Source organism: Streptomyces sp. H27-H1 (genome assembly GCF_026627445.1).
Taxonomy (GTDB): domain Bacteria; phylum Actinomycetota; class Actinomycetes; order Streptomycetales; family Streptomycetaceae; genus Streptomyces.
Genome location: NZ_JAPNLJ010000012.1, coordinates 99,112 through 113,885 on the forward strand (window position 1 = coordinate 99,112; position 14,774 = coordinate 113,885).

Genomic DNA, 14,774 nt, shown 5'->3' on the forward strand with positions numbered 1-14,774 from the left:
CGTCAGCCTAGGCGCCGCCAGGGTGACCGCTATGACCACCGCACCTACGGATACCGGGGCCGGCACCGGGGCGACCCCGGGCCCGGCCCCGACCGGATACCGCCCCGTCTTCCGCGTCCGGGAGTTCCGGCCGGTCTTCGCCGCGCACCTGCTGTCCGTGCTCGGCGTCGTCATCGCCGAGATCTCCCTCACCGTCCTCGTCTACCGCGCCACCGGCTCCCCCCTGATGAGCGCCCTCACCTTCGCCCTCGGCTTCCTCCCCTACGCCCTCGGCGGCACCCTCCTCGCACCGCTGGCCGACCGGCTGCCCGCCCGCCGCGTGCTCGTCGGCTGCGACCTCGTCTGCGCGGCCTGCGCGGCGGCCATGGCCGCGCCCGGCACCCCGGTCGCACTGCTCCTCGTACTGCGCTGCGCGATGGCCTTCGTCGCGCCCCTGTTCCAGGGCACCCGCAGCGCCTCTCTCGCCGACATCCTCGGCGCGGGCGACGCGTACGTCCTGGGCCGCTCGCTGCTGCGCATGGTGGCGCAGAGCGCCCAGCTCATCGGCTTCGGACTCGGCGGGCTGCTGCTCACCGTCGTGGCCCCGCGCGGGGCCATCCTCCTCACGGCCGCCGGGTTCCTCGGCTCCGCGGCCCTGCTGCGCCTGGGCACCCGGGCCCGGCCCGCCCGGAGCGCGGGCAGCGGCGCCGGCCCGCGCGTCTCCCCGCTCGCGGGACTGCGCGCCGTGCTGGGGGAGCGCCGGCTCCGGGCGCTCACCCTGCTGTGCTGGCTGCCGCCGCTCTTCGTGGTCGTCCCCGAGGCGCTCCTCACCCCGTACGCCGGCGCGATGGGCATCTCCACCGCCGGGCTCGGGCTGCTGATGTGCGCGATGCCGGTCGGCGCCATCGCCGGGGAGGTGTGGGCGGGCTCCGCGCTCACCGCCCGAACGCGTTCGCGGATCACGGCCCCGCTGGCGGCCGTCTCCCTGCTGCCGCTGCTGGCGTACGCGGTCCGGCCCGGCGTACCGCTCCTGGTGGGCACGCTCGTCGTGGCCGGGCTGGCCCACGCGTACACCCTCGGGCTCGACCAGTGGTACGTCGAGGCCGTACCCGAGGAACTGCGCGGCCGGGCGATGACCCTGCTCACCACCGGCCTGATGACCCTCCAGGGCGTCGGCATGGCGCTCGCCGGAGTCGCGGCGGAGTTCCTGCCCGTCCACGTGGTGGTCGTGGCGACCTCGGTCCTCGGCACCGGGGTCGTCCTGCTGCTGCTCGCCGAGGTGCGCCGGACGGACGGGCCGAGGCGTGAGACGCATCCCGCCGCCAAATGACCGCCCGGTAGGGTCTGGTGCGTGCCCAAGCCGCTCAGCCTTGCCTTCGACCCCATCGCCCGCGCCGACGAACTGTGGCAGCAGCGCTGGGGTCCGGTGCCCTCGATGGCCGCGATCACCTCGATCATGCGGGCGCACCAGATCCTGCTGGGAGAGGTCGACGCGGTAGTCAAGCCGTACGGCCTGACCTTCGCGCGCTACGAGGCGCTGGTGCTGCTGACCTTCTCCAAGGCCGGGGAGCTGCCGATGTCGAAGATCGGCGAGCGGCTGATGGTGCACCCCACGTCAGTGACGAACACGGTGGACCGGCTGGTGAGGTCCGGTCTCGTCGCCAGGCGCCCCAATCCGAACGACGGGCGCGGCACTCTCGCGTCGATCACGGACAAGGGCCGCGAGGTCGTCGAGGCGGCGACGAAGGCGCTGATGGAGATCGACTTCGGGCTGGGCGCCTACGACGCCGAGGAGTGCGGGGAGATCTTCGCGCTCCTGCGCCCGCTCCGCGTGGCCGCGGCGGACTTCGAGGAGAGGTAGCGGTCGTCACATCGGCCCCCGTCAAGATCGTGCAAACCGGACGGCTAGGCTCGACGACATGAAACGAAGCGTGCTGACCCGCTACCGCGTCATGGCCTACGTGACCGCGGTCATGCTCCTGATCCTCTGTGCCTGCATGGTGGCGAAGTACGGCTTCGACACCGGCGCCGACCTGACCTTCGCGGTCTCCCAGGCGCACGGTGTGCTGTTCATGATCTACCTGGTGTTCGCCTTCGACCTGGGCTCCAAGGCCAAGTGGCCGTTCGGCAAGCTCCTGTGGGTCCTGGTCTCCGGCACCATCCCGCTCGCCGCGTTCTTCGTCGAGCGCAAGGTCCGAGCCGAGGTCGAGCCGCTCGTCGACGGCGGCCTGGCCACCGCCCGCGCCTGACCCGCGACGCCGGCCACCCCCCGGGGACGACTCTCCGGGGGCTGGCCATCGACATTTACTAGGACGTCCTAGTAAATTCATGGGTATGGACGCTGACGCGATTGAGGAGGGCCGCCGTCGCTGGCAGGCCCGCTACGACAAGGCCCGCAAGCGCGAGGCCGATTTCACCACGCTCTCCGGCGACCCCGTCGATCCCGTCTACGGACCCCGCCCCGGCGACTCGTACGAGGGCTTCGAGCGCATCGGCTGGCCGGGGGAGTACCCCTACACCCGCGGTCTGCACGCCACCGGCTACCGCGGCCGGACCTGGACCATCCGGCAGTTCGCCGGGTTCGGGAACGCCGAGCAGACCAACGAGCGCTACAAGATGATCCTGGCCGCCGGCGGCGGCGGGCTCTCCGTCGCCTTCGACATGCCCACCCTCATGGGCCGGGACTCCGACGACCCCCGCGCGCTGGGCGAGGTCGGCCACTGCGGGGTCGCCATCGACTCCGCCGCCGACATGGAGGTCCTCTTCAAGGACATCCCGCTCGGCGACGTGACCACTTCCATGACCATCAGCGGCCCCGCCGTGCCCGCCTTCTGCATGTACCTCGTCGCCGCCGAGCGACAGGGCGTCGACCCGGCCGTCCTCAACGGGACGCTCCAGACCGACATCTTCAAGGAGTACATCGCCCAGAAGGAGTGGCTCTTCGAGCCCGAGCCGCACCTGCGCCTCATCGGCGACCTCATGGAGTACTGCGCGAACGGCATCCCCGCCTACAAGCCGCTCTCCGTCTCCGGCTACCACATCCGCGAGGCCGGGGCCACGGCCGCGCAGGAGCTCGCCTACACCCTCGCCGACGGTTTCGGGTACGTGGAGCTGGGCCTCTCGCGCGGGCTGGACGTGGACCACTTCGCGTCCGGGCTCTCCTTCTTCTTCGACGCGCACCTCGACTTCTTCGAGGAGATCGCCAAGTTCCGCGCCGCCCGCCGGATCTGGGCCCGCTGGATGAAGGAGGTGTACGGGGCGAAGTCCGAGAAGACGATGTGGCTGCGCTTCCACACCCAGACCGCCGGGGTCTCCCTCACCGCCCAGCAGCCGTACAACAACGTCGTGCGCACCGCCGTGGAGGCCCTCGCGGCCGTCCTCGGCGGCACCAACTCGCTGCACACCAACGCCCTCGACGAGACCCTCGCGCTGCCGAGCGAGCAGGCCGCCGAAATCGCCCTGCGCACGCAGCAGGTGCTGATGGAGGAGACCGGCGTGGCCAACGTGGCCGACCCGCTGGGCGGCTCCTGGTACGTCGAGCAGCTCACCGACCGCATCGAGGCCGAGGCCGAGAAGATCTTCGAGCAGATCAAGGAGCGCGGGCTGCGCGCCCACCCGAACGGGAAGCACCCGATCGGGCCGATCACCTCGGGCATCCTGCGCGGCATCGAGGACGGCTGGTTCACCGGGGAGATCGCCGAGTCGGCCTTCCAGTACCAGCGTTCGGTGGAGAAGGGCGACAAGCGCGTCGTGGGCGTCAACGTCCACCACGGCTCGGTCACCGGGGACCTGGAGATCCTGCGGGTCAGCCACGAGGTGGAGACCGTGCAGGTCCGCGAGCTCGCGGAGCGCAAGGCCGGCCGCGACGACGCGAAGGTGAAGTCGGCGCTGGACGCCATGCTGGCCGCCGCCCGGGACGGGTCGAACATGATCCCGGCCATGCTGGACGCGGCGCGCGCCGAGGCCACGATGGGTGAGATCTGCAACCTGCTGCGGGACGAGTGGGGCACGTACACGGAGCCGCCCGGCTTCTGACGGCCGGTAACCCGGGAACGGTGACCCGGGAACGGTGACAGACCCTAAGGTGACGGCCATGACCGGCCGTCACCTTCCCGTCCCCGTGTACGGGGTGAGCGCCCGCGTGCTCATGCAGACCAACCGCGGGCCCTTCGCGTACATCGCCGCCGACTTCGAGCCGCCCGGCCGGGACGGGCTGACGGAGGTCCTCAACGCCCTGCCGGACCGGCTGCTGCCCGAGGTGTACGTGTCCTGCGTGCGGGCGGGCATCGTGCGGGGGCTGGACGGGGCGGCGGCCTCGGTGCTGCTCACCGACGCCCGGTTCCACGAGGCGGACTCCTCGGAGTACGGCTACCGGCTCGCCGGGCTGGAAGCGGGCCGGGCGGCCCTCGTGGCCTCGGGGCTGCTGCCGCCGCAGGAGGCCGACAGCCTGCGCTGGGCCGACTGGCCGGGCCGCCCCAGGCCCTGGCCGGGCCACAACCCGCGCTCGGACGCGCTGACCGCGACGGCCCCGGCCTGGTGCGCCGACTTCCTGCCCCTGTCGGACGGCGGCCGGCCCGCGGTGCTCACCCCGTCGGCGCGGGCCCGGAAGGGACGGCGGCGGCGGAGCCCTGGAGGCCGTACATGAGCAGGGCGGTGAAGGTGGCCACCCACAGCTCGTCCACCGGCTCGGAGCTGACCAGCGCGCGGTGGACGACCGTGCCCGCGATCACGTCGAAGATCAGGTCCGTCGTGTGCCCGGCGAGGGACTCGTCCTCCTCGTAGGGGAGTTCGCCCCTGGCCTGCGCCCGTTCGCGGCCCAGTACGACGAGACGTTTCTGCCGGTCCACGATCGCCGACCGGATCCGGTCCCGCAGGGCCTCGTCGCGGGTGGACTCGGCGACGACCGCCATCAGGGCCGTACGGGTCTCCGGGCGCCGCAGCAGCGCCGCGAACTCGAGCACCACGTAAGCGATGTCGGCTTCGAGCGAACCCCGGTCGGGGAGTTCGAGGGAGTCGAAGAGTTCCGCGACGGCGTCCACGACCAGTTCGCTCTTGCCCGCCCAGCGCCGGTAGAGGGTGGTCTTCGCGACCCCCGCCCGCGCCGAGACGTCCCCCATCGTCAGCTTCGACCAGCCCAGCTCCACCAGCGCGTCCCGGGTCGCGGCGAGGATCGCGGTATCCGCGGCGGCGCTGCGCGGGCGGCCGGTGCGGCCGGGCGGGGAAGTGGGCTCTGACCTGGGGTTGCGCATGGCCGAGACCATACCCGCCAGTAGGGATACGGATCCGCCCCCGGGAGGTGTGGTTCAGATCACGGAGCGCGGGCCGCCGGGGGGAGTTACGCTACGACTCGTAGCGTAAGAGCGACAACCACGCGAAGAGCTACCGGCGCCAGGTGGGGACCCGGCGCCACAGCACGGCAAACACGGCGGTACCTCCGGGCGGCAGACAGCACGGCGGTACCGCGATCGGCTCGTTTCGGCCGATCTTTTTCATCGGCGCGCGCACTCGGGGGAGGATGTACGCATGCAGCCCAGAAACATGTCCATGAGCGGCGTCGTCGACCTCGCCGCGGTGAAGGCGGCCGGCGAGGCCAAGGCGAAGGCCGAGCAGGCCCGCGCCGAGGCGGCCCGCAAGGCCGCCGAGGGCGGTGCGCCCGGGCCCGCCGGGGCCGTTCCGCCGTCCGCGCTCGTCTTCGACACCGACGAGACCCGCTTCGAGAGCCATGTCGTCCCGCTCTCGGGCGAGGTTCCGGTCATCCTCGACTTCCGCGCCGACGGCTTCGAGCAGGGCCAGGAGTTGAGCCTGCTGCTGGAGCGGCTCACGGTCGAGGCGAACGGCCGCCTCGCGCTGGCCGCGCTCGATGTCGCGGCCAACCAGAACCTGATCCGCGAGTTCCGCATCCAGGCCCTCCCGGCCGTCTTCGCCGTGGTCGCCGGCCAGGCCATGCCGCTGTTCCAGGACTTCGCCCCCGAGGCCGAGGTCCGCGCGGTCCTGGCCCAGCTGGTGCAGGTCGCCGAGGAGCGCTTCGGGGTCATCGGTGTCGCGGTCGACCCCGGCGCCGAGGGCGAAGCCGCCCCGGGTGCGGGCGCGGAGGGCGACGAGGAGCCGGCCGGTCCGTACGACGCGCTGCTCGACGAGGCGATCGAGGCGCTGGACGCCGACGACCTGGACGGGGCGGTGCGCGCCTACCAGAACGTACTGGCGGCCGATCCGTCCAATACCGACGCCAAGCTGGGCCTCGCCCAGGCCGAGCTCTTCGCCCGGGTCAAGGGCGTGAACCCGCAGGCGGTGCGCGCCGCGGCGGCCGAGAACCCGCGCGATCCGGCGGCGCAGATCGCCGCGGCCGACCTGGATCTGGCCGGCGGCCACGTGGCGGATGCCTTCGGGCGGCTGGTGGACACCGTCAAGGTGACTTTCGGTGACGACCGGGATGCGGTGCGCGTGCGACTGCTCGAGATGTTCGAAGTGGTCGGGCCGGACAACCCGCTTGTGACCTCGGCCCGTACTGCGCTTGCGCGGGTGCTGTTCTAGCACCGGGACATCACCGGTGATTTGTTGACACGGAGATAAACAGCGGCCGCACTTTGCCAAAACTTGGCAATTGCGGCCGCTGTTACTCGCAGTAAATCGAACCCCGTGAACTGTCCGGTGTGTTCACTCTTCCCCCGATCTGTCGTGGCCCTCGGTGACACCCTGTGTTGCTGCCCGACGGCTATGGGACTCCCTCCGGTTATCTGGCCGTTACCCGCCAGTAACGAACCCCCTTGTGCCCCGGCCGTGAATGGACCACGATCGGCGACGCTCGGTCCTTCCCGCAGAGCCGCTCATCCGGAGCCGCGGTGAAGGGTCCCCACCGGGCCGGCCGGTGGCAGTGGCACCGGCCGTAGGACAGGGGGGTCTCCGCCACACGGCGGGGCCTGTCCTCCAGGTTGCGTGAACGCGTGGCCAAGTGGTTGTCGCTCGGGGGTGAACGCCGGTGTACGGACGCGGTTCTGCCGCGGCCCGGCCGCCTGCGCTCCTTCCCGAGGACGTAGCACTTCTCCCATCCCAGGACGGGTACGGCCCGGACCGGAGATGTACGTCCGAGAAGGAGGAACAAAATGAGTTCTCAGATTCGTGGCGGGACCAGATGGAAGCGCTTCGCGCTCGTCATGGTGCCGAGCATCGCGGCCACGGCCGTGGTCGGTGTGGGTCTGGCGCAGGGTGCCCTCGCGGCTTCCTTCGCAGTCTCGGGCCAGGACTTCAAGGTTTCGGCCGACAAGCTTGACGGCACGAACCTGATCCAGTACGGCGGCATTGCCGAGGGGCACGACCTCAAGGGCAACGTGGCGCACCACCCGGTCACCATCTCCGGGTTCAGCCACGCCGAGATCACCAACATGTGCCAGTCGCTGGTGACGCCGACTCCGATCGGCAACATCACGCTGCAGCTGCGGACGGGCACCACGCCGGGCAAGCCCGCCGTGGCCGACAACATCTACCTGGATGTTGCCGAGCTCGACACCGACGCCGAGTTCAAGAACCTGGACATCGGTGTCGCCGTCGGCGACGCGAGTCACAAGACCAAGCCGCAGGCCGGCACGGTCGCCAGCCCGTACGCGTTCTCGCAGCGTGCGGACCGCGCGATCCTGTCGAACGTGCGCCAGAAGGCGTGGGCGACGACGGCGGGCACCTTCAAGCTGCCCGACCTCAAGCTGCGCCTCCTCGGTGGAGACCAGCCCTGCTACTAGGACGCGAAGCCATCGCTCCGAGTGCGTAACCGGACGGGCGGGCGGTGCTGGCAGCCGCCGCCGTCGCCCGCCCGTCCGGGCTCCACATAGTTCTCAGTACCACCCGTTTCCAGGGAGCTGTTGTCCATGAACCCCCAGGCCCCGGTTTACGTGCGCGCCGAAGACGACGCCTGGCTCACGAGGGTGTACTACCGCTTCCACGCATGGACCGGTACCCGCCCCTTCTGGGCCGGACTGTTCACACTCATCGCCGGATTCCCCATCGCCTACTTCCCGTACGCGGACGTCAGGCTCGGCAACGTCACCATCGCGATGGCCACGACGGCCGGTGCCGGTTCGCTGATCATCGGCGTCCTCCTGACAACGCTGGGGCTGACGCTCTGGTTCCAGCAGGGCGTACGGATCTTCGCGGGTGTCGCGGCGATCCTGCTGGGGCTGGTGTCCCTGCCGGTCTCGAACCTCGGAGGCTTCGGCATCGGTTTGATCCTCTCCATGGTCGGCGGCGGTCTCGCACTGGCCTGGGTGCCGGCCAAGACGGTGACGGAAACGGACGGGGTGGACGCCAGGGTCCCGGCGCATGCCGTGGACCTGGGCAAGGCCGGGGCGATGGCGGGCCCCTACGGGGTCCCGGGACAGCGCGAAACGGACACGCCGGCATACGCCAGCGAGACGACTGCCCACGCCGATGGCGGGAGGAACAGTGCGGGGTGACCAAACGCAGCGGGGCGAGGCCCTGGATGCGGAGTCCCGTGAGAGGAAGGGCCCGCGTCACGCGGCGCCCAGGAAGTCGCTGCTGACCAAGATCCAGATACCTGTCGGCAAGACGATGGCGCTGGCCGCCATGCCGACCGCGGTCTTCGTCGGCATGAGCATGGCGCCGAAGCTGGCCGTGGCCGACGACAAGGACATCCCCTTCGCGCCCGGCCCGTGCGTGACGCGGTCCGACGAGCCCGCGGAGCCGTCCGCCCCGGCGTCGAAGCCGCCTTCCAAAACCCCTTCGAAGACTCCGCGGACGACGCCCACACCGGGCCGGTCGCCCAGCGCGGTGCCTTCGCCGAGCGCGAGCCCGTCGGCGTCCAATCCTGCCGAGAAGCCCGTGGAGAAGCCGGTCGAGAAGCCGGGCGTCATGCCGGCGGCGGTTGACCCGGCCAAGGCCGCGAACCCGCTGGACCCGCTCGGCGTCGGCGAGGCGATCACGGGCCTCATCGGCGAGCTCGGCGAGCTCGGCGAGCCCCGCACGGGGGCCACGGCCGCGCCCACCCCGTCGGCCTCGGCGACCGTCGCGCCCGCACCGGACCCGGCCGCGGCCGCGATCCGGGACGCCGCGAAGACGGCCGGTGTCACGGTCTCGGAGCTCTCCGAGGAGGTCAAGGGAACCGCGACGGCCCCGAAGGACGAGACGGGCAAGGCCGCCAAGCCGAAGCCGAAGCCGGCGACGGCGACGGAGGGGGCCAAGGATGCCAAGGACGCCAAGGACGCGGACGGGAAGCAGCCCTTCCCCTGCCCGACCTATGACGCCAAGGCACTGGCCGACGCCGAACTGGAGCAGGGCATCCCGCTGCTCCCGGACGAGCCCTGGTACCTGGACAGCTCGCTGCTGACCCTCTACGGCCTGGACTACGAGGGCATCGTCGAGGTGAAGACGGCGGGCGGCAAGACCAAGACCGTCCTGAAGTTCACCGCGGACTCGCTGGACATCAAGGACCTCTACCAGACGGTCGGCAAGGGCTCGCAGGTCGCGCACCTGAAGTCCCGTTCCGGGTCCACCTCGAAGATCCGCGGGGCCAAGGTGACGATGTACACCGAGAGCCTCAAGGGCAACCTCTTCGGCCTGATTCCGATCGAGTTCACCCCGAAGAGCCCGCCGCCCCTGAACGTCCCCTTCGCGTTCTTCACGAACGCCAAGGTCGTCCAGGCCGGCCAGTTCGGCGGCACGCTGACCGTCCCGGGCCTGAAGAACTACATCGGCCCGGCGGAGTAGACGCGTACGGCCTCGCGCGGCCGAACGCACCGAGGGCGGCACCCGGATCCTCATCGGATCGGGGTGCCGCCCTCGGTCTCTGTGCGGCAGAGCTTCAAGCGGTGCGGCGGATGCGACGTCAGTCGCGGGTGTCGCCGCCCAGGTGGTGGACCCGGACCATGTTGGTCGTGCCGGGGACGCCGGGGGGCGAACCGGCCGTGATGATCATGGTGTCGCCCTTGTTGTAGCGCTGGAGCTTGAGCAGCTCCACGTCCACGAGGTCGACCATGGCGTCGGTGTTGTCCACGCTCGGGACGACGTAGGACTCGACGCCCCAGCTCAGCGTGAGCTGGTTGCGGGTGCCCTCGTCGGTGGTGAAGGCCAGGATCGGCTGGTTCGCGCGGTAGCGCGACAGGCGGCGGGCCGTGTCACCGGAGTGGGTGAAGGCGACCAGGGCCTTGCCGTCGAGGAAGTCGGCGATCTCGCAGGCCGCGCGGGCGACGGAGCCGCCCTGGGTGCGGGGCTTCTTGCCCGGGACCAGCGGCTGGAGGCCCTTGGACAGGAGCTCCTCCTCGGCCGCCTCGACGATCTTCGACATCGTCTTGACGGTCTCGATCGGGTAGGCGCCGACCGAGGACTCGGCGGACAGCATGACCGCGTCCGCGCCGTCGAGGATCGCGTTGGCGACGTCGGAGGCCTCCGCGCGCGTCGGGCGCGAGTTGGTGATCATCGACTCCATCATCTGGGTCGCGACGATCACCGGCTTGGCGTTGCGGCGGCACATCTCCACGAGGCGCTTCTGCACCATCGGGACCTTCTCGAGCGGGTACTCGACGGCGAGGTCGCCACGGGCGACCATGACCGCGTCGAAGGCCGCGACGACGCCCTCCATGTTGGCGACGGCCTGGGGCTTCTCGACCTTGGCGATGACGGGGACCCGGCGGCCCACCTCGTCCATGACCTTGTGGACGTCCTTGACGTCGTCGGCGTCACGCACGAAGGAGAGGGCGACCATGTCGCAGCCCATCCGCAGGGCGAAGCGGAGGTCGTCGACGTCCTTCTCCGACAGGGCGGGGACGTTGACGGCGGCACCCGGCAGGTTGATGCCCTTGTGGTCCGAGATGACACCGCCCTCGATGACGATGGTCTTGACCTGGCGGCCCTCGACCCCGGTCACCCGGAGCTCGACGTTGCCGTCGTTGATCAGGATCTGGTCGCCCTTGGAGACGTCGCCCGGCAGACCCTTGTAGGTCGTGCCACAGATGGACTTGTCGCCCGGGACGTCCTCGGTGGTGATGGTGAACTCGTCACCGCGGACGAGCTCGACGGGACCCTCGGCGAAGGTTTCCAGACGGATCTTCGGGCCCTGGAGGTCGGCGAGGACCCCGACGGCACGCCCGGTGTCCTCGGAGACCTTCCGGACGCGGTCGTACCGCTCCTGGTGTTCTGCCTGGGAGCCGTGGCTGAAGTTGAATCGGGCCACGTTCATACCGGCCTCTACGAGAGCTTTCAGCTGCTCGTAAGAGTCGACGGCGGGGCCCAGCGTGCAGACGATTTTGGAACGGCGCATGGAGCTGATCCTATCGGTTTGTTTCGTAGCGGAATATTCCGTCTGGCGGAAAGTCCAAAGTGACTAGCCGGTAACCAGCGCGTACGTCTGGCTGGCGATCTCCAGTTCCTCGTCCGTGGGAACCACGGCCACGGCCACCCGGGCGTACTCCGCGGAGACCAGACGCGGCTCGGGGGACCGTACCGAGTTCGCCTCCAGGTCGAGCGCCAGGCCCAGTTCGGCCAGACCGGCCAGGGCCATTTCCCGGATCTCGGACGAGTTCTCGCCCACGCCCGCCGTGAACGCGACCGCGTCCACCCGGCCGAGTACCGCCGAGTAGGCGCCGATGTACTTCTTCAGACGGTGGATGTACGAAGCCAGCGCCAGGCGCGCCGAGGCGTCGCCCTCCGCCGCCCGCCGCTGCACCTCGCGCATGTCGTTGTCGCCGCACAGACCCAGCAGACCGCTCTTCTTGTTGAGCAGCGAGTCGATCTCGTCGACGCTCATGCCCCCGACGCGCGCCAGGTGGAAGACGACGGCCGGGTCCAGATCGCCCGAGCGGGTGCCCATGACCAGGCCCTCCAGCGGGGTCAGACCCATGGAGGTCTCCACGCAGACCCCGCCGTGGACGGCCGAGGCCGAGGCGCCGTTGCCCAGGTGCAGCACGATCACGTTCACGTCCTGCTCGGCCTTGCCGAGGAGCGCGGCCGTGGCGCGGGCCACGTAGGCGTGCGAGGTGCCGTGGAACCCGTACCGCCGGATGGAGTACTTGTCGGCCGTCGCGACGTCGATCGCGTACCGGGCCACGTGCTCCGGCATGGTCGAGTGGAAGGCCGTGTCGAAGACGGCGACCTGCGGCAGGTCCGGACGCAGTTCGCGGGCCACCTCGATGCCGGTCACGTTCGCCGGGTTGTGCAGCGGGGCGAGCGGGATCAGGGCGCGGATCTCGGCCAGCACCGCGTCGTCGATCAGCGTCGGGTGAGTGAACTTGGTCCCGCCGTGCACCACCCGGTGACCCACCGCGGCCAGCTCGGGCGAGTCCAGACCCAGCCCGTCGGCGGCGAGCTCCGCCGCGACGGCCCGGAGCGCCGCCCCGTGGTCCGCGATCGGACCGGTCCGCTCGCGCTTGCCGACCGCGGCGCCCGGGCCGGTCAGCGGCTCGTGCACGAGCCGTGAGGTCTCCTCGCCGATGCGCTCCACCAGACCGACCGCCAGGCGGGTGGCGTCCGCCATGTCGAGCAGCTGGTACTTCACCGACGAGGAACCGGAGTTGAGGACGAGTACGCGCGATGCGGTCACGATGGGGGTCTTTCCTTTGCGGTGGGGGTTCGGCGGGGGATCGGTGAGGGCAGGGGTCAGCCGGCCACGGGCTGGGACTGCGCCTGGATCGCGGTGATGGCCACGGTGGTGACGATGTCCTGGACCAGGGCGCCGCGCGAGAGGTCGTTGACGGGCTTGCGCAGACCCTGCAGGACCGGGCCGACCGCCACGGCGCCGGCCGAGCGCTGCACGGCCTTGTACGTGTTGTTGCCGGTGTTGAGGTCGGGGAAGATCAGCACCGTCGCGCGGCCGGCCACCTCGGACCCGGGCAGCTTGGTCGCGGCCACCGACGGCTCCACGGCGGCGTCGTACTGGATCGGCCCCTCGATCAGCAGATCGGGGCGCTGTGCGCGGACGATCTCGGTGGCCTTGCGGACCTTGTCCACGTCCACGCCCGAGCCGGAGGTGCCGGTCGAGTACGAGAGCATCGCGATCCGCGGCTCCAGGCCGAACGCGGCGGCGGTGGTGGCCGACTGGATGGCGATGTCGGCGAGCTGCTCGGCGCCCGGGTCCGGGTTCACGGCGCAGTCGCCGTACGCGAGGACCCTGTCGGCCAGGCACATGAAGAAGACCGAGGAGACGATCGACGCGTCGGGCTTGGTCTTGATGATCTCGAAGGCCGGGCGGATGGTGGCGGCGGTGGAGTGCACCGAGCCGGAGACCATGCCGTCGGCGAGGCCCTCCTGGACCATCAGGGTGCCGAAGTAGTTGACGTCGGTGACCACGTCGTGAGCCAGCTCGACCGTCATCCCCTTGTGGGCGCGGGCCTTGGCGTAGTACTCGGCGAACCGTTCCCGCAGCGGGGAGGTCGCCGGGTCGATGAGCTGGGCGGCCGAGATGTCGATGCCCAGGTCGGCGGCCTTCTTCAGGATCGCCTGCTCCTCGCCCAGCAGGGTGAGGTCGCAGACCCCGCGGCGCAGCACCACGTCCGCGGCGCGCAGCACGCGCTCCTCGGTGCCCTCGGGGAGCACCACCCGGCGGCGCTCGGCGCGGGCCTGCTCCAGCAGCTGGTTCTCGAACATCATCGGCGTGACGCGCTCGGAGCGGGCCACCGAGAGCACCTCGCGCAGCTCGGCGGTGTCCACGTGGCGCTCGAACAGGCCGAGCGCGGTCTCCAGCTTGCGCGGGGTCGCGGAGTTCAGCCGGCTCTGCAGCGAGAAGAGTTCGGCCGCCGTCGGGAAGCTGTTGCCCGCCACCGAGACCACCGGGGTGCCCGGCGCCAGCTTGGAGGCCAGCGTCAGGATGTCCTTGCCCGGACGCTCGTTCAGAGTCAGCAGCACACCGGCGATCGGCGGGGTGCCGGAGGTGTGCGCGGCGAGCGCGCCGATGACCAGGTCGGAGCGGTCCCCGGGGGTGACGACCAGGCAGCCGGGGGTCAGGGCGTTCAGGAAGTTCGGCAGCATGGCTCCGCCGAAGACGAAGTCCAGGGCGTCGCGGGCCAGTCCGGCCTCGTCGCCGAGGAGCACCTCGCCGCCGAGCGCCCGGGTGATCTGGGCGACCGTGGGGGCGGACAGGTGCTTGTCGTCCGGCAGGACGTAGCAGGGCACGGGCAGCCGGGCGGCCAGGCGCTCGGCTATCACCTCGCGGTCCTCGGCGGCCACCCGGTTGACGACCATCGCGCCCACGTGGCAGCCCAGGGCCTCGTACGCACGGTAGGCGTTGCGGGTCTCGGCGCGCACGGCCTCGGCGGGGTGCTTGGTGCCGCCCACGACGGGGATCACGAGCGCGCCCAGCTCATTGGCGAGGCGGGCGTTGAGCGCCAGTTCGTCCGGGAGGTTGGTGTCGGCGTAGTCGGTGCCGAGGACCAGCACGACCTCGTAGTCGCGGGCCACCTTGTGGTAGCGGCCGACGAGCTGGGAGACCAGTTCGTCGGTGCCCTTCTCGGCCAGGATGGCGGAGGCCTCGTGGTACTCCATGCCGTAGGCCGTGGAGGCGTCCTGGTCGATCCGGTACCGGCCCTTGAGCAGGTCGAAGAGCCGGTCGGGCCCGTCGTGCAGCAGGGGGCGGTACACGCCCACCCGGCCTGTCTGGCGAGTCAGGAGCTCCATGATGCCGAGCTCGACGACCTGTCGGCCGTCCCCCCGCTCGATACCCGTCACGTACACGCTGCGCGTCACGCCTGCTCTCCGTCCCATCGTGTGAAGTCTCGGGATCGCCCCACCACGATTCTGGCCGCGGCAGGGCGGATATACGAGTCGGTTGTCCCGGTAAATGTGGGCTTGACCTCTTGACGATA

General features: G+C 70.7%; 14 protein-coding genes. 9 read left to right on the forward strand and 5 right to left on the reverse strand.

All coding sequences use genetic code 11. The annotated features are described in order from the left end of the window. Positions 1 to 31 precede the first annotated feature (31 nt). The 5 genes from OTB20_RS15685 to OTB20_RS15705 all read left to right on the forward strand — a co-directional run bounded on the left by OTB20_RS15685 (position 32) and on the right by OTB20_RS15705 (position 4,624). On the forward strand, positions 32 to 1,309 hold the full coding sequence (locus OTB20_RS15685; protein ID WP_267818022.1) for an MFS transporter: 1,278 nt from the start codon (positions 32 to 34) through the stop codon (positions 1,307 to 1,309). A gap of 21 nt (positions 1,310 to 1,330) precedes the next feature. Continuing rightward, on the forward strand, positions 1,331 to 1,840 hold the full coding sequence (locus tag OTB20_RS15690; RefSeq protein WP_267752114.1) for a MarR family winged helix-turn-helix transcriptional regulator: 510 nt from the start codon (positions 1,331 to 1,333) through the stop codon (positions 1,838 to 1,840). 58 nt (positions 1,841 to 1,898) lie between these two features. Beyond that, positions 1,899 to 2,228: a DUF3817 domain-containing protein gene (locus tag OTB20_RS15695; protein WP_267818024.1), complete on the forward strand. Its 330-nt coding sequence runs from the start codon at positions 1,899 to 1,901 to the stop codon at positions 2,226 to 2,228. 85 nt (positions 2,229 to 2,313) lie between these two features. Next, the gene (locus tag OTB20_RS15700) at positions 2,314 to 4,014 is read left to right on the forward strand and encodes an acyl-CoA mutase large subunit family protein (protein ID WP_267818026.1); all 1,701 of its coding nucleotides are present in this window, start codon (positions 2,314 to 2,316) and stop codon (positions 4,012 to 4,014) included. Positions 4,015 to 4,072: 58 nt separating this feature from the next. Next, positions 4,073 to 4,624: a hypothetical protein gene (locus OTB20_RS15705; protein ID WP_267818028.1), complete on the forward strand. Its 552-nt coding sequence runs from the start codon at positions 4,073 to 4,075 to the stop codon at positions 4,622 to 4,624. Here OTB20_RS15705 and OTB20_RS15710 read toward each other — a convergent pair. Continuing rightward, entirely contained in the window at positions 4,563 to 5,228 is a 666-nt protein-coding gene (locus OTB20_RS15710) for a TetR/AcrR family transcriptional regulator (RefSeq protein WP_267818029.1), read from the reverse strand. The genes OTB20_RS15705 and OTB20_RS15710 overlap by 62 nt on opposite strands. A 274-nt stretch (positions 5,229 to 5,502) precedes the next feature. Here OTB20_RS15710 and OTB20_RS15715 point away from each other — a divergent pair, with 274 nt between their 5' ends. The 3 genes from OTB20_RS15715 (at position 5,503) to OTB20_RS15725 (ending at position 8,420) form a co-directional block, all read left to right on the forward strand. Continuing rightward, on the forward strand, positions 5,503 to 6,510 hold the full coding sequence (locus OTB20_RS15715; RefSeq protein ID WP_267818030.1) for a co-chaperone YbbN: 1,008 nt from the start codon (positions 5,503 to 5,505) through the stop codon (positions 6,508 to 6,510). A gap of 569 nt (positions 6,511 to 7,079) precedes the next feature. Continuing rightward, entirely contained in the window at positions 7,080 to 7,709 is a 630-nt protein-coding gene (locus tag OTB20_RS15720) for a DUF6230 family protein (protein WP_267818032.1), read from the forward strand. Between the two features lie 126 nt (positions 7,710 to 7,835). After that, on the forward strand, positions 7,836 to 8,420 hold the full coding sequence (locus OTB20_RS15725; RefSeq protein ID WP_267818034.1) for a DUF6114 domain-containing protein: 585 nt from the start codon (positions 7,836 to 7,838) through the stop codon (positions 8,418 to 8,420). A 57-nt stretch (positions 8,421 to 8,477) separates the two neighbouring features. Here OTB20_RS15725 and OTB20_RS42425 read toward each other — a convergent pair whose 3' ends face one another. Beyond that, the gene (locus OTB20_RS42425) at positions 8,478 to 8,837 is read right to left on the reverse strand and encodes a hypothetical protein (RefSeq protein ID WP_324290373.1); all 360 of its coding nucleotides are present in this window, start codon (positions 8,835 to 8,837) and stop codon (positions 8,478 to 8,480) included. Between OTB20_RS42425 and OTB20_RS15730 the strand changes: the two genes are divergently transcribed. Then, entirely contained in the window at positions 8,836 to 9,690 is an 855-nt protein-coding gene (locus tag OTB20_RS15730) for a hypothetical protein (protein ID WP_324290374.1), read from the forward strand. The two genes, OTB20_RS42425 and OTB20_RS15730, sit on opposite strands and share 2 nt — an antisense overlap. Positions 9,691 to 9,808: 118 nt before the next feature. Here the strand turns inward: OTB20_RS15730 and pyk are convergent, their stop codons facing one another. From pyk to pta, 3 genes are all read right to left on the reverse strand, one after another. Beyond that, positions 9,809 to 11,239, reverse strand: a complete 1,431-nt coding sequence (gene pyk, locus OTB20_RS15735) for a pyruvate kinase (RefSeq protein ID WP_267818037.1) — start codon at positions 11,237 to 11,239, stop codon at positions 9,809 to 9,811. Between the two features lie 63 nt (positions 11,240 to 11,302). Next, positions 11,303 to 12,517 (reverse strand): acetate/propionate family kinase, encoded by a 1,215-nt coding sequence (locus tag OTB20_RS15740; protein WP_267818039.1) that lies wholly within the window; start codon positions 12,515 to 12,517, stop codon positions 11,303 to 11,305. Between the two features lie 56 nt (positions 12,518 to 12,573). Beyond that, positions 12,574 to 14,655: a phosphate acetyltransferase gene (gene pta / locus OTB20_RS15745; RefSeq protein ID WP_267818041.1), complete on the reverse strand. Its 2,082-nt coding sequence runs from the start codon at positions 14,653 to 14,655 to the stop codon at positions 12,574 to 12,576. Positions 14,656 to 14,774: the final 119 nt, after the last annotated feature.

Excerpts from the sequence above, each read along its gene's own strand:
- OTB20_RS15730 (WP_324290374.1), top strand. The coding sequence starts at position 8,836 with ATGCCGGCGGCGGTTGACCCGGCCAAGGCCGCGAACCCGCTGGACCCG.
- OTB20_RS15695 (WP_267818024.1), top strand. The coding sequence starts at position 1,899 with ATGAAACGAAGCGTGCTGACCCGCTACCGCGTCATGGCCTACGTGACC.
- pyk (WP_267818037.1), bottom strand. The coding sequence starts at position 11,239 with ATGCGCCGTTCCAAAATCGTCTGCACGCTGGGCCCCGCCGTCGACTCT.
- OTB20_RS15715 (WP_267818030.1), top strand. The coding sequence starts at position 5,503 with ATGCAGCCCAGAAACATGTCCATGAGCGGCGTCGTCGACCTCGCCGCG.
- OTB20_RS15725 (WP_267818034.1), top strand. The coding sequence starts at position 7,836 with ATGAACCCCCAGGCCCCGGTTTACGTGCGCGCCGAAGACGACGCCTGG.
- OTB20_RS15705 (WP_267818028.1), top strand. The coding sequence starts at position 4,073 with ATGACCGGCCGTCACCTTCCCGTCCCCGTGTACGGGGTGAGCGCCCGC.
- OTB20_RS15720 (WP_267818032.1), top strand. The coding sequence starts at position 7,080 with ATGAGTTCTCAGATTCGTGGCGGGACCAGATGGAAGCGCTTCGCGCTC.
- OTB20_RS42425 (WP_324290373.1), bottom strand. The coding sequence starts at position 8,837 with ATGACGCCCGGCTTCTCGACCGGCTTCTCCACGGGCTTCTCGGCAGGA.
- OTB20_RS15710 (WP_267818029.1), bottom strand. The coding sequence starts at position 5,228 with ATGCGCAACCCCAGGTCAGAGCCCACTTCCCCGCCCGGCCGCACCGGC.
- OTB20_RS15685 (WP_267818022.1), top strand. The coding sequence starts at position 32 with ATGACCACCGCACCTACGGATACCGGGGCCGGCACCGGGGCGACCCCG.
- OTB20_RS15700 (WP_267818026.1), top strand. The coding sequence starts at position 2,314 with ATGGACGCTGACGCGATTGAGGAGGGCCGCCGTCGCTGGCAGGCCCGC.